General features: G+C 63.0%; 14 protein-coding genes. 8 read left to right on the top strand and 6 right to left on the bottom strand.

Annotation, left to right across the window (positions count from 1 at the left end; genetic code table 11):
- Positions 1 to 30 precede the first annotated feature (30 nt).
- Positions 31 to 1,230, top strand: a complete 1,200-nt coding sequence (gene alaC / locus GTP55_RS21470; protein ID WP_161046880.1) for an alanine transaminase — start codon at positions 31 to 33, stop codon at positions 1,228 to 1,230.
- An 87-nt stretch (positions 1,231 to 1,317) separates the two neighbouring features.
- Complete coding sequence (locus tag GTP55_RS21465) at positions 1,318 to 1,845, top strand: hypothetical protein (RefSeq protein ID WP_161046879.1); 528 nt, start codon at positions 1,318 to 1,320, stop codon at positions 1,843 to 1,845.
- Here the strand turns inward: GTP55_RS21465 and GTP55_RS21460 are convergent.
- Positions 1,842 to 2,858, bottom strand: coding sequence for a zinc-binding alcohol dehydrogenase family protein (locus GTP55_RS21460; RefSeq protein ID WP_161046878.1), 1,017 nt, complete (start codon positions 2,856 to 2,858; stop codon positions 1,842 to 1,844). The genes GTP55_RS21465 and GTP55_RS21460 overlap by 4 nt on opposite strands.
- A 98-nt stretch (positions 2,859 to 2,956) precedes the next feature.
- Here GTP55_RS21460 and GTP55_RS21455 point away from each other — a divergent pair, with 98 nt between their 5' ends.
- Positions 2,957 to 3,856, top strand: a complete 900-nt coding sequence (locus tag GTP55_RS21455) for a LysR family transcriptional regulator (protein WP_161046877.1) — start codon at positions 2,957 to 2,959, stop codon at positions 3,854 to 3,856.
- Between the two features lie 86 nt (positions 3,857 to 3,942).
- On the top strand, positions 3,943 to 5,019 hold the full coding sequence (locus tag GTP55_RS21450) for an AI-2E family transporter (RefSeq protein WP_161046876.1): 1,077 nt from the start codon (positions 3,943 to 3,945) through the stop codon (positions 5,017 to 5,019).
- 72 nt (positions 5,020 to 5,091) lie between these two features.
- Here GTP55_RS21450 and GTP55_RS21445 read toward each other — a convergent pair whose 3' ends face one another.
- A complete protein-coding gene (locus GTP55_RS21445; RefSeq protein WP_110848631.1) occupies positions 5,092 to 5,322 on the bottom strand; it encodes a hypothetical protein in 231 nt (76 codons plus the stop codon).
- Positions 5,323 to 5,489: 167 nt separating this feature from the next.
- Between GTP55_RS21445 and GTP55_RS21440 the strand changes: the two genes are divergently transcribed.
- The 3 genes from GTP55_RS21440 to GTP55_RS21430 are packed head-to-tail and all read left to right on the top strand — an operon-like array spanning position 5,490 to position 7,900.
- Positions 5,490 to 6,176 carry a phosphatase PAP2 family protein gene (locus GTP55_RS21440; protein ID WP_161046875.1) on the top strand — a complete coding sequence of 229 codons (687 nt, stop codon included), beginning with the start codon at positions 5,490 to 5,492 and terminating at the stop codon, positions 6,174 to 6,176.
- Between the two features lie 5 nt (positions 6,177 to 6,181).
- The gene (locus GTP55_RS21435) at positions 6,182 to 7,072 is read left to right on the top strand and encodes a diacylglycerol/lipid kinase family protein (protein ID WP_161046874.1); all 891 of its coding nucleotides are present in this window, start codon (positions 6,182 to 6,184) and stop codon (positions 7,070 to 7,072) included.
- Between the two features lie 9 nt (positions 7,073 to 7,081).
- Positions 7,082 to 7,900 carry a metallophosphoesterase family protein gene (locus GTP55_RS21430; protein WP_161046873.1) on the top strand — a complete coding sequence of 273 codons (819 nt, stop codon included), beginning with the start codon at positions 7,082 to 7,084 and terminating at the stop codon, positions 7,898 to 7,900.
- 9 nt (positions 7,901 to 7,909) lie between these two features.
- Here the strand turns inward: GTP55_RS21430 and cls are convergent, their stop codons facing one another.
- Together cls and GTP55_RS21420 are read right to left on the bottom strand one after the other, a co-directional pair.
- Positions 7,910 to 9,301: a cardiolipin synthase gene (gene cls, locus GTP55_RS21425; protein ID WP_161046872.1), complete on the bottom strand. Its 1,392-nt coding sequence runs from the start codon at positions 9,299 to 9,301 to the stop codon at positions 7,910 to 7,912.
- Positions 9,298 to 11,337 carry a site-specific recombinase gene (locus GTP55_RS21420; protein WP_161046871.1) on the bottom strand — a complete coding sequence of 680 codons (2,040 nt, stop codon included), beginning with the start codon at positions 11,335 to 11,337 and terminating at the stop codon, positions 9,298 to 9,300. Before GTP55_RS21420 ends, cls begins: the two co-directional genes overlap by 4 nt.
- A 175-nt stretch (positions 11,338 to 11,512) precedes the next feature.
- Here GTP55_RS21420 and GTP55_RS21415 point away from each other — a divergent pair, with 175 nt between their 5' ends.
- Positions 11,513 to 12,580, top strand: coding sequence for a porin (locus GTP55_RS21415; protein ID WP_161046870.1), 1,068 nt, complete (start codon positions 11,513 to 11,515; stop codon positions 12,578 to 12,580).
- 10 nt (positions 12,581 to 12,590) lie between these two features.
- On the opposite strand, the gene GTP55_RS21410 is transcribed toward GTP55_RS21415, so the two are convergent.
- On the bottom strand, positions 12,591 to 13,118 hold the full coding sequence (locus tag GTP55_RS21410; protein WP_161046869.1) for a DUF3617 domain-containing protein: 528 nt from the start codon (positions 13,116 to 13,118) through the stop codon (positions 12,591 to 12,593).
- A 63-nt stretch (positions 13,119 to 13,181) separates the two neighbouring features.
- The gene (locus GTP55_RS21405) at positions 13,182 to 13,328 is read right to left on the bottom strand and encodes a lmo0937 family membrane protein (RefSeq protein WP_019921959.1); all 147 of its coding nucleotides are present in this window, start codon (positions 13,326 to 13,328) and stop codon (positions 13,182 to 13,184) included.
- Positions 13,329 to 13,358: the final 30 nt, after the last annotated feature.

Below are 13,358 nucleotides of genomic sequence, written 5' to 3'. Positions count from 1 at the left end.
GACGGTTCCGGGCGCTTACGTGAGACATCCATGACTGACACCCAAACTCCGCGCAGCTTTGCGCGTATCGATCGCCTGCCTCCCTACGTTTTCAATGTTACCGCCGAGCTCAAGCTGGCGGCGCGCCGGCGCGGCGAAGACATCATCGATATGTCGATGGGCAATCCAGACGGCGCCACGCCGCCGCACATCGTGAACAAGCTGGTCGACACTGTGCAACGGCCCGACACCCACGGCTACTCGGCCTCCAAAGGCATCCCGCGCCTGCGCCGCGCCATTGCGCGCTGGTACAAGACGCGTTACGACGTCGAGTTCGATCCGGACTCGGAAGCCATCGTCACCATCGGCTCCAAGGAAGGCCTGGCGCACCTGATGCTGGCTACGCTGGACCAGGGCGACACCGTGCTGGTGCCCAATCCCAGCTACCCGATCCACATCTGGGGCGCGGTGATCGCTGGCGCGAATATCCGCTCGGTGCGCATGACGCCCGGCATCGATTTCTTCGACGAACTGGAACGGGCGGTGCGCGAAAGCTACCCGAAGCCGAAGATGATGATCCTCGGCTTCCCGTCGAATCCCACCGCGCAGTGCGTCGAACTGGAGTTCTTCGAGCGCGTGGTGGCGCTGGCCAGGCAGCACAGCATCCTGGTGGTGCATGACCTGGCCTACGCCGATATCGTCTTCGACGGGTGGAAAGCGCCGTCCATCATGCAGGTGCCCGGCGCGCGCGAGGTGGCGGTAGAATTCTTCACACTGTCCAAGAGCTACAACATGGCCGGCTGGCGCGTGGGCTTCATGGTCGGCAACAAGGAGCTGGTGGCGGCGCTGGCGCGCATCAAGAGCTACCACGACTACGGCAGCTTTACGCCGGTGCAGGTGGCGGCGATCGCCGCGCTGGAGGGCGACCAGTCCTGCGTCAGCGAGATCTGCGCGCAGTACCAGAGCCGGCGCGACGTGCTGCACAAGGGGCTGCTCGAAGCCGGCTGGCCGGTGGACAAGCCGAAAGCCTCGATGTACATCTGGGCCCGCATTCCGGAAGGCTATCGCCATCTCGGCTCGCTGGAATTCGCCAAGCTGCTGCTGGCCGAGGCCAAGGTTTGCGTCTCCCCCGGCATCGGCTTCGGGGAGTACGGCGACGAGTACGTGCGTTTTGCGCTGATCGAGAACGAGGCGCGCATTCGCCAGGGCTTGCGTGGTATCAAAGCCATGTTGCGCAAAACTTCCGCATAAATTTGCGGTGAGTTTAAGCCGCATCAAACCCTGTGCTTGATGCGGCGGCTACTGTAGCTCACTGGACCCATCAGAGGAGCTACCATCATGTCCCAATTTCCTACCGGAGCCAGCGCGCGACGCCTGGTCAGCGCTGTCCAAAAACTCGAGCGCAACCTGTCTACTGCCGGCCTGCCGCGGTTTGTGGCGCGGCTGCCGACCTGCTGGCTGAGTTGGCACTATTGCCGCATGCTGGATCAGAAGATTGCGCGCATCAAGCGCATCCGCGGCAAGTTCGACCGCTGGGGGCCGGCCATCCGCGAGGCCTCGCCGGTGGCACAGGAAAAAATGGAGATGCTCGATCTGGACCACAGCATGCGCACCGACATCGAATTCACCAAGAGCACCATGATGGACCTGCGTGACTATTGCGTCGACATCGGCCGCATGTTCGATGAACTGGGCTACGACTCGGCGGCGCTGAAGCGACGCCAGACCGCCTTCATCGACATGCTGGAAGCATCCTGCGCCTCGGCCAGCCGCATGCAGGAAGCGCTGACGCGCCATGACGATGCAGTACTGGCCAAATTGCGGGCCGAGGCGGATGCCACCGCGGCCCACTCCGCCCGGGCTTAAAAGCCTTCCAGCACCACTTTTCCTTTGGCGCGGTTGCTCTCGATGAGGGCGTGCGCCCGTTTCAGGTTCTCGGCATTGATGTTGCCGAAGCGCTCCGCCAGCGTGGTCTTGACCGCGCCGGTTTCCACCAGCGTCGCCACGTCATTTAGCAGTTGATGCTGCTGCTGGATGTCGTCGGTCTGGAACATCGAGCGGGTGTACATGAATTCCCAGTGCAGCGACACGCTCTTGCGCTTCAGCGTGCGGACGTCGATGCTGGCCGGATCGTCGATCAGCGCGACCTTGCCTTGCGGCGCCACCAGCTCGCTGATCGCCGCCCAGTGGTGATCGGTCTGGTTCAGCGACGCCACATACGTTACCGGCGGCAGGCCGAGGCGGGCGATTTCTTCATTCAGCGGTTTGCTGTGGTCGATCACGTGGTGCGCGCCCAGCTGTTTGATCCACTCGCCGGTTTCCGGACGCGACGCGGTGCCGATGATGGTCAGGCCGGTCAGCTGACGCGCCAGCTGCACCAAAATCGAACCGACGCCGCCGGCCGCGCCGATCACCAGCAACGACTTGCCGCTGGTGGCGGCCGCATCGCGGCTCACGCCCAGTCGGTCGAACAGCAATTCCCACGCGGTGATGGTGGTCAGCGGCAGCGCGGCGGCCTGCGCGAAGTCCAGGTTCTTTGGTTTGAAGCCGACGATGCGCTCGTCCACCAGGTGCAGTTCGCTGTTGGTGCCGGGGCGGGTCAGGTCGCCTGCGTACCAGACTTCGTCGCCGACCTTGAACAGGCTCACGTCCGGGCCCACCGCTTTCACCACGCCGGCCGCGTCCCAGCCGATCACCTTGGCCTGGCCCTCGGCCGGCGCCACGTTGCGGCGGATCTTGGTGTCGACCGGATTGACCGAAATGGCGCGCACTTCGACCAGCAGGTCGCGCCCGGCGGCCTGTGGCGTTGGCAGTTCGATGTCGATCAGCGATTCAGCGTCTTCGATAGGGAGCGATTTGCGGTAGGCGATTGCTTTCATGGGATTCTCCGATGAAGTTAGGATGGAACTATGATATTTTGTTTTATAACGAGAAAAAAGCGCCTTTTGGCGAAACTCTTTCAAAGGAATGAAGAAAATTGCTGCGTCTAGATGATCTCAATGTATTTGTGCGCACTGCCGATCGCGGCAGCTTGTCGGCCGCCGCCCGTGAACTGGAGATCTCGCCGGCGCTGGCCAGTGCCGCGCTCAAGCGGCTGGAAACCGAGTTGAAACTGCGCCTGTTCGCGCGTACCACGCGCTCGCTGCGGCTAACGGAGGAGGGCGAGCACTATCTGCGCCATGCGAGCGAGGCGCTGCGCATGCTGAAAGAGGGACATGATGCGCTGATTCAGGGCAAGGAAATCCTGGGCGGCACGCTGAAAATCTCCATGCCGTCCGACCTCGGGCGCAATCTGGTGGTGGGCTGGCTGGACGAATTCCAGGCGCAGTATCCGAAAGTGGTGCTGCAACTGGGCATCAGCGACCGCGTGTCGGACATGTACCGGCAGCCGATCGACATCGCCATCCGCTACGGCAAGCAGGAAGATTCCAGCCTGGTCGCCTTGCCGCTGGCGCCGGAAAACCGCCGCGTGCTGGTGGCTTCGCCCGAATACCTGAAGCAGCACGGCAAGCTCCATTCGCTGGACGACCTGGCGCAGCACAACTGCCTGCGCTTCATGCTGGACGACGTCATCCATGACCGCTGGAGTTTTTACAGCGAACAGCACGCCGCGCCGGACGTGGTGCACGTCCGCGGTAACCGCACTGCCGACGATGCCGACGTGGTGCGGCGCTGGGCCGTGGCCGGGGTCGGTATCGCCTACAAGTCGCGTCTGGACGTCAGCGCCGACATTCGCGCCGGCCGCCTGCAAGTGCTGCTGCCCGATGCGCTGGGCGAACCGACCCCGCTCAATATGGTCTGCATGCACCGCGCGCAGATCACGCCGACCGTGCTGCAACTGCGCGACTTCCTGCGCGCACAGTGCGAGAAAGCTTAAGACCACCTGAAATTGGCCAGCAGTGTGGTTGCACCGCGACAAAATGCGCTTACCATAGCGTTAATAAAAATGATCGGGAGAGAGTTATGACCGAAACCCAGCGCGATTTTCTCAGCGCCGGTTTTTCGCTGACGCTGATAGCGTTGGCGGCATTCGTGATGCAGCGTTTCTTCCTGCCGCTGGTATGGGCCGGCATTCTGTGCGTGGCCACGTGGCCGATGTATTTGCGGCTGCGCGCGCGCATCGGCCACCCCATCCTGTCGGCTGCCTTGCTGACCTTGTTGGTAGCGGCAATGTTCATCGTGCCAGCGCTGCTGGGCGTGACGCAGGCGGCACGCCAGGCGCCGGAACTCGCCAACTATATTGTCAGCGCCAATACCGACGGCGTGCCGGTGCCGAACTTCCTTGCCCATCTGCCGGTGGTCGGCGATTCGATCGCCGAATGGTGGCAGGCGACCTTAAGCCAGCCGCATGGCCTGGCGCATTTGTTCTCCGACCGCGAAATCAACGGCTTCCACTCGGCCAGCGACATCATCAAGGTGGCCGGCGTCGGCTTCATGCACCGGCTGGTGGACTTCGGCCTGGCCTTCCTGTGCCTGTTCTTCTTCTACAAAGACGGTGAAGTGCTGAACCGCCAGATCATGAATATCGGCAGCCGCTGGTTCAGTGAACAGCGCTGGGCACAATATTCGGAAAAAATCCCGACCGCGATCCGCGCCACCGTCAACGGCCTGGTGCTGGTCGGCCTGGCGGAAGGCGTGTTGATCGGCATCGCCTACTGGCTGGCCGGACTCAAGTCCGCCGCACTGTGGGCGGCGGCGACCGGCATCCTGGCCATCATTCCTTTCGGTGCGCCGATCGCCTTCGTCAGCGCGGCAGCCGTGCTGGCGTTTGGCGGTGCGCTGCCCGCCGCCATTGCCGTGGCAGTGTGGGGCACCGTGGTGCTGTTTGTGGCGGATCACTTTGTACGGCCTGGCATCATCGGCAACGCAACGCGCTTGCCATTCCTGGCCGTCCTGTTCGGCATCCTGGGCGGGGTCGAAACCCTGGGCCTGGTCGGACTGTTTATTGGTCCGGTGGTGATGGTGCTGTTTGTAACGTTATGGCACGAGGCGCAAAGCCATCATGCGGATGTCGGCTCGCCAGTTGCCAAACCCAGGTGAGGAGCGCAAGCGAGGCAGCGGCATCGGCCGGCCTGTCCTGTGCATGGGTAGGGCAACTGGCACCGGCAACCATTAGTGCGCCTTCGACTTCGACAGGATCAGCAGCCAGCGGCGGAACATCAGTACTTCCAGATGGCCAGCCTGCACGCCGGTATCGCATTCGATAATCGGGTTCACCGCGTAGAAACGCTTGCGGAAGTCACGGCACACCATCATTTCGCGCCGACCCATGCGAACCATAAACGAGGTAGGCAGGTATTCCAGACCGAAGCGGGAGCCAAAGCTGCTATTCAGAGTGCTCATGACAGTTCCTTTTTGTGGGAAGTGGTGTTTAACGAGGAGTTCAGAATAGCATAACTACTGTATGAATAAACAGGTACTGTGCAAATAAACAGTAAATTTGTTATTTTGTGATTTTTACGCCAACTTCATCGGCGACCAGGCGGGGAGGACCAACTATTAGCAAACTCATGAGTTTCGTCGAGGCAAGACTGTCTCCGGGCGGCGAATTTGGCCTGCATTTAACCGTCGGCATGGCGCTGCTGCTGGCTTCCGGGCTGGTTTTCCATGAACTGGCAGAGGCAGTCATGGGCCAGGAGGCCATCACCGTATTGGACGTACAGGTAGCGCACTGGTTCAATGCGCATGCTGTTGAGCCGCTGACCAGCCTGATGGTCGGCGTCTCGGCCATGCATTCGGTGGCCGGCATGCTGCTGCTGTTTTGCCTGCTGGCCGGGTATCTGTGGCGGCAGCAGGCGCGTTACTGGCTGCTGGCGCTGGCGTTCGCGGTGCCGGGCGGGATGGTGCTGAACGTGGCGCTGAAGTTTTTCTTCCAGCGCGCGCGGCCAGTGTTTGAAGATCCGCTGGTGACGCTGACCACCTACAGCTTCCCCAGCGGCCATACTACCGCCGCCACCTGCTTTTACGGTCTGCTGGTCAGCTACCTGGTGATGGCGCGGCCGGCGTGGAGTGTGCGCGTGGGAACAGTCGCCTTCTGCCTGACAATGGTATTGTTGGTGGCATTCAGCCGTGTGTATCTGGGCGCGCACTATCTCAGCGACGTGCTGGCGGCCATGGCCGAAAGCGTCGCGTGGCTGGCGGTGTGCATCACGGCGATCTCCACGCTGCGCCGCCGGCGCGAGGGTAAAACGGTATAAATCATATGAATAAAATCGTCGTCATTGTTAATGCGGGCGCCGGCCTGGGCTACTGTGGCGGCTGGACTGCCGCGCTGGAAGAAAAGTTCCGCAGCCACGGCGTCGAGCCCGATATCACGCTGGCCAAGAGCGGCGACGAAATGATCGCGCGTGCCGAGCGGGCGCTGAAGGAGGGCGCGCCGGTGGTGGTGGCGGGCGGCGGCGACGGCACCATCAATGCGGTGGCCTCGGTGCTGGCCGGCACCGAGACGCTGCTGGGCGTGCTGCCGCTCGGCACGCTGAACCACTTCGCCAAGGATCTGAAGATCCCGCTGGAGCTGGACGACGCAGTTGCCAACGTGGTGCATGGCCAGCCCGGCAAGGTCGATGTGGGCGAAGTCAACGGCCGCATCTTCCTGAACAACTCCAGCCTCGGCATCTATCCCGATATCGTGCGCGACCGCGAACAGCAGCAAAAGCATCTGGGCCGCGGCAAATGGCCGGCCTTCGGCCGCGCCCTGTTTGCCGCGCTGCGGCGTTTCCCGTTCATGAACGTGCGGCTGAAGATCAACGGCGACGAGCACCTGCGCCGCACGCCCTTTGTCTTCATCGGCAACAACGAATACCTGCAAGGGCTGACGCTGGGCGCGCGCGAGCGGCTCGATAGCGGCAAGCTGTGCCTGTACGTGGCGCAGAAGCCGACCCGGCTCGGCCTGCTGCGCTATGCGGCCCACGCGCTGTTCGGCAAGCTGGAAGCGGCGCGCGATTTCGATGTTTTGTCGGCGTCGTCGCTGGAAATCGAAACCCGCCATCATCATCTGCGGGTGGCCACCGACGGCGAGGTGACGGTGATGACGCCGCCGCTGCGCTACCGCTCGCGCGCTGCGGCGCTGTCTGTCATCGTCCCGGCCGTCTAGGAGAAGCGCATGCGCACCATCGTCCATTTATCCGATCTGCATTTTGGCCGCGTCGATCAGGACTTGCTGCGGCCGCTGCAGGAACTGGTGGTCAAGCTGGCGCCGGACGTGGTGGTGGTGTCCGGCGACCTGACCCAGCGCGCCAAGACCGAGGAATTCAAGGCGGCACGCGCGTGGCTGGACACCTTGCCGGGGCCGCAGATCGTGGTGCCGGGTAATCACGACATCCCGCTATACAACGTCGCCAGCCGCTTCCTGACGCCGCTGCGCAAATACCTGCGTTACGTCACGCTCGACCTGGCGCCGGAATATGTGGACGATGAAATCGCCGTGCTCGGCATTAACACCGCGCGCTCCCTCACCTTCAAGGATGGTCGCGTCAACCAGGAGCAGCTGGCGCAGATGCGCCAGCGCATGCAGTCGGTCGGGCCGGAGCATACGCGCATCATCGTCACCCACCATCCCTTTGATTTGCCGGACACGTTCGACAAGGACGACCTGGTCGATCGCGCGCCGATGGCAATGCAGGCGTTTGCCGAATGCGGCGTCGACGTGCTGCTGGCTGGCCACCTGCACGCGAGCCACGCCGGCAACAGCGCGCAGCGCTACAAGATCAGCGGCTACGCGGCGCTGGTGGTGCAGGCCGGCACGGCGACCTCGACCCGCGGACGCGGCGAATCGAATTCCTTCAACGTGCTGCGGGTGGCGCCGGACGATGTCCAGGTCGAGCGCTACAGCTGGGTTGAAGGCACCCGCAGCTTCGAGCCGGTGCACACCGAATGCTTCCGCCGCAGCGGCGACGTCTGGTCGCTCGCCGCCGAGTCTTAGAACCGAGTCCTAGAGCCAGTAGTCCATAAAGCGCGCCGCCCATTCTTTCATGCGGTTGGCCCACGGGCGGTGGCGCCATTGTTCCAGCGTGATCAGGTTGGAGTCGCGCATGTCCTCCTGGAAGGCTTTTTCCATTTCAGTGCCGAACGGTTCGCCCATGACGATCACGTTCAGCTCACTGTTGTGCAGGAAGCTGCGGGTGTCGATATTGGTCGAGCCGACCGTCGACCAGTTGCCGTCGATGACGGCGGTCTTGGCGTGCAGCACCGCCAGCTTGAGCTGGTAGATCTTGACGCCGGCCGCCAGCAACTCGTCGTACAGCGCGTGGCCGGCATAGAACACCAGCCCGCTATCGGACACGCCCGGCAGCACGATCTTGACGTCCACGCCGCGCTTGGCGGCGGCGATCAGTGCATCCACCGTCTGCCGGTCCGGCACAAAATAGGCCGAAGTGAGGTGGATCGATTTCTTCGCTTCCTGGATCGCCAGCGCGTACGCCTTGTAGATTTCGAAATGGCCGCCCGGATCGCTGCCCAGCACCCGCACCACCTTGTCGCCGGCAATCACCGGCTGCGGGAAGTAGTCGGCCTCGCGCAAATCATCCTTGTCCTGCGACGCCCACTGGCGCACGAACAGCCACTGGAAGGCCTGCACCGCCGGTCCCTCGACCTTGATGTGGGTGTCGCGCCAGCCGACATCGCTCTTGGTGGTCGGCTTCGACTTCGAGCGGAACAGCGAACTCTTCGCATAGGTGGCGCTGATGTTGATGCCGCCGGTAAACGCGGTTTTGCCGTCGACGATCAGCACCTTGCGGTGATCGCGGTTGTTGAGCTTCCAGTCGTTACCGCTGACCTTGGCCGGATTGACCGGATTGAATTCGATCAGCTTGATGCCGGCATCGCGCATGCGCTTGAAGAACTCGGCCGGCACGCCGATGGTGCCGACGCTGTCATACAGAATATTCACCGTCACGCCTTGGCGCTGCTTGTCGATCAGCGCGTCAGCAAACTTCAGCCCCAGTTCGTCCTGGTCGAAGATGTAGGTTTCCAGGTTGATGTTGTTGCGCGCCGAGGTGATCGCCTTCAGCATTTCGGTCATGGTCTGCGGACCGTCGAACAGCAAAGTGGTTTTGTTGCCGGCGATCAACGGCACGCCGGTTGCCGCTTCCTCCAGCGCCGCCTGCTGTTGCAGGTCCAGCGAGCCTTTGGGCCAGCGTTTGCTCAGCAGCGCCTTGCTGCCCGCGTTGCTCAGTTCGCCATGTGTCCCTTTGACGGTGGGCGTGGCGGCCGGGTCCAGCTGGTCGCCCAATGCCTTCACGTTCGGCAGCGATGCACACGCACCCAGCAACCCCCAGCACATCAAGCCGAGGGGAATCCAGAAACGCATGCGCAAGACTTTCATTGTGAGCCTTTGTCTATCAGTTTAATGTCATCGGAGCCGCCGAACAGGAAGCTGATCGGGCCGCTGCGGAAGCGCCGTCCCAATGCCTTGGTCAATTGCCAGCCCTGCTTGAAACGCACCTGGCGCGAGCGCAGCGCCACCCATAGCGCCAGGCCGAAGCTGACCAGCAGATTGACTGTCCCGATGGAAAGGAAACCTGCCACCGAGGTCACAACCAGTTCCCAGCTGACATTGTGATCGAGTCCAACAATTGCTGTCGCAAAGTTGGCTGACGAGAACGTCACATGGCGGATGTCCAGCGGTATGCCCAGCACGAAGCCGAGGAAGGGCATGATGCCGAGCAGGATGCCGAAGCAGAAATTGCCCATTAGCCCGCCCAAATTGTTTTCCAGGTAGACGCCCAGCCGCGCCAGCCGTTCCTGCCCCAGCAGCCAGCGCAGGCCGCGCAGTTGGGCGATGCGCTGGGCCCAGCGCGTGTACAGCGCCTTGTTGTCGTAGTAGCCCGAGATCAGGCCGGCGACAAACAGGCAGACGCCGGCAATCGCGGCGTAGATCAGCGTCGGCGCGTGGATCGGGTCGATGTCCTGCAGCAGGTGCATGGCCTTCTCCGGCGTCACCAGGTGGTGGCCGGTCATGTGCGGCCACGCCATGGCAATCAGCCACGCGGTGGGGATGCAGACCGCCAGGTTGCCCAGCACCGCCATGTTTTGCGTGCGGATCACCTTGGCGCAGAGTTCGGCCATGGAGTCGATGTCGATGTTGCGGCCGTCCTTGCTGTGCAGGCCGGAGGCAATGCGCGAGGCGGTCATGGCCGGCTGCTTGGTGGCCACCGTGAAATGCAGCAGGTGGATCAGCACGAAGCCGAGCGAGTAGTTCATGCTGAACAGGAAGGCTTCCACCAGCGGCGCCGCGCGCAGATAGGACAACAGGATCTTGAACAGCGCCATGAAGCCGATGATCAGGCCGGCGCCGGCCGACGACACGAACATGCCGCCCAGCTCGCGCCGGGTGTCGGCCACGTAGTGTTCGCCGGTATGGCTGGCGTTTTCGGTGACGTTGCGCGCCAGCAGGTTGATGTTGTCGCGCAGCAGGTCGCGCACCATGTATTTGTTGTTGTGCGCGTCGATCAGTTCGCGCGCCAGCGCGATCGCGGCCAGGCGGCGCGCGCTGTCGTGTTCTTCGCCCGGCTGGTGCACGTCCACCAGGAACAGCAGTTTGCGCATGCGGTCCAGGCTTTGCGTCAGCGACACCAGCAGGTAGGTGAGGGCGATGCTGGTGCCCTGGCTCAGCGCTTTCTTGCGGATCTTGCCGATCACGGTGTCGCACTGGTCCAGCATCACCAGCAGGTGGCGGGCATCGTCGAGGTCGACTTCCTGGCCGGCCAGCCGGCGGTGGTAGGCGTCCAGATAGGTGTTGACTTCAAAGTTCTGCACCATGAACGGCGACTCGTAGGTCTCCATCTCGGTGTGGAAATTGGTCAGGCGCGGTTCCAGGCCGATCGCGCAGACGCGGTAGGACAGCGTGCGCAGCGCGTCCAGCAGGCCGGGCAGCATGATATTGCTCAGGTGAGACTGGCCGGCGTCTTCAGCCCTGGCGTTGGCGCGTTGTTCGGCGTTGATCACCACATCGATCAGTTGCAGCCAGTCCTCGGCCGGCACGGCCGACATCCAGAGGTGATCGGTGCGTTTGTAGGCGATCTGGTCCACCGCCTCGCTCAGGTAATCGTTGCCCAGCGCGGGCGGCAGGATGCGGTAGGCGATGCGGGTCTTCAGTTCGCTGAAGAAGCCGTCGTTGGACAGCACGCCGATCTCGGTGTACAGGCTGGCGTGGCGGCGCGCGGCCAGCAGGTTGCGCAGGTAGTTGCGCAGCGCGATGGCTTGCGCCGGATTGCCCTTGAGTAGTTGGCACAAGGTGCGCACATTGGCGGTGGCGCGGGCGCCATCGGTGGCGCGCTTGGGACGCAGGGTGTCAAACAGCGCGACCAGCGGGCCGATGTCATTGCTGTCTGCGTCGATGCGTTCCAGAAGTTCGAGCATGGAGATAGCCTCGTCAGATAAAACAGCAGTATAGCGGCAGCGTCGCCCTATGTATGTACGCCAACGAACATAGGTTTCCGCGACGAAATACAACAGCTGCGTGGTCATGCGCACAGAAAGGACCAGTGGCGCCGACTACACTGGTTCTTAACCACTCACCGATTTTTGGCCCCTTATGAAACCCGCACTCATCACGTTGGCTTTGCTTGCCCCGCTGAGCGCCCTGGCGCAGACAGAGGTGTATGGCGTGGTGGATGCCGGCGTGGTGGCCGACGGCGGTTGCCGCAGCGACTGCACCCGCACCAGGGTCGATAGCGGGATCGACAGCGGTTCCCGCCTCGGCGTGCGCGGCCGCGAAGACCTGGGCAATGGCACGGCGGCGGTCTACACGGTGGAGGCCGGATTCCTGAACGATACCGGCGTCTCCGATCAACATGGCCGGCTGTTCGGCCGCCAGGCGTTTGTCGGACTGGATGGCCCGCTGGGGCTGGTCACGCTGGGCCGCCAGTACAACCTGGTCTACACCACCCTGACCGATGTGGCCGATCCTTTCCACGGCGGCATGGCGGGCAGCGCAGCCAATCTGGTCGGCTACACTACCAAGCGCTACGACAACACCATCAAGTACACCTCGCCGCGTTCGCGCAGCGGTCTGATCGGGTCCGTCATCTACAGCTTTGGCGAGTCGCCCTTCAACAGCAAGGTCAACCGCGCGTATGGCGCCACCATCGGCTACGAAAAGGGACGCGTCAATCTGAGCATCACCCACCAGCGCAAGGACAACCTGCTGGACGCCACCGGCACCACGCCGGCGGTCGACCAGTCGGCCAGCAATTCGCTGGTGGCGGCGAATGTGGATTTCGGCCGTTTCGTCGGCTACGCGGCCTACGGTCACAGCAAAGGCGACGGCAGTTCGCAGTGGGACGAAACCAATCCTTATGGCGCCGTGGCGCAGCGCGACCCCTCCACCAACAGCCGCGATGTGCTGCTGGGGGTGGCGGTGCCGATGGGCGCCACCACCTTGCTGGCCTCGGTTATCCATAAGGATGATCGTGGCCTGGCCAATCGCGACGCCAACCAGATCGCCATCGGCGCCAGCTACGCGCTATCCAAGCGGACCAATGTCTACACCTCGGTCGCCAAGATCCAGAACCGCAACGGCGCCGGCTACACGGTCGGCAATGCCAGCAACCGCGGCAGCGGCGACCGCGCCATCAACATCGGCTTGCGGCACGCCTTTTAATCGACTGGTCTCAAGGTCTGGCCGGGCAGCTGGCTGCTAGCCAGCGTCCGCTCGACTCCACCGTCGCCTGCTGCGGACCGGTGCCGCTGTTGTTGGTCACCTGCAGGCTGGCGGTGTAAGCGCTGTCACCTTGCATGCGCACCTGGCCGCTGCCGCTGGAGGCCGGATCGGTGCAGCTGAACGTCACATCCACGCCGCCCGCCACCGGGGTTTGTTGCGCGCTGCATTTGCCTTGCTGGCCGAGTGGCAGCTCCCGGCGCGCGGCCATTGCCGGCGTGACGCAGGCGGTCACGCGCAGGCTGCCGTCGGCGCCGGCTTGCGGCACCGAGACGCCGTTTTGCGCCATCATCGACTCCACCTGCGCGCGTTGCGCCGGCGGCAGCGCGGCCAGCTGCGACAGCGCCGCGCTCACCGCCTGGTCGGTCTGGGCGTTGCCGGTGCGGACCTTGCTGTTCAATTCCCACAAGCCGGGCTTGATGGTCTGGGCCTGCGCCTGGATGGCCGTCAGCACGGCCAGCGCGATCAATACTCGTTTCATGAAGATCTCCAGTAGAAATGAAAACGGCGCCCCAGGCGCCGTTTAAACCAAATGCGGAGAAGGCTACACGCCGCGTCCGCTAATCAGGCGCAGCAGCACCATGATGATGGCAACTACCAGCAGGACGTGGATGAAGCCGCCGATAGTGTACGAAGTAACCAGGCCCAGCAGCCACAGGATAAGCAGAACGACAGCGATGGTATAAAGCATGATTAATCTCCTCGGGTTGTGTTGAATTCA

The organism is Duganella margarita, from assembly GCF_009857535.1.
Taxonomy (GTDB): domain Bacteria; phylum Pseudomonadota; class Gammaproteobacteria; order Burkholderiales; family Burkholderiaceae_D; genus Rugamonas; species Rugamonas margarita.
This window is presented reverse-complemented; position numbering and strand designations above follow the sequence as displayed.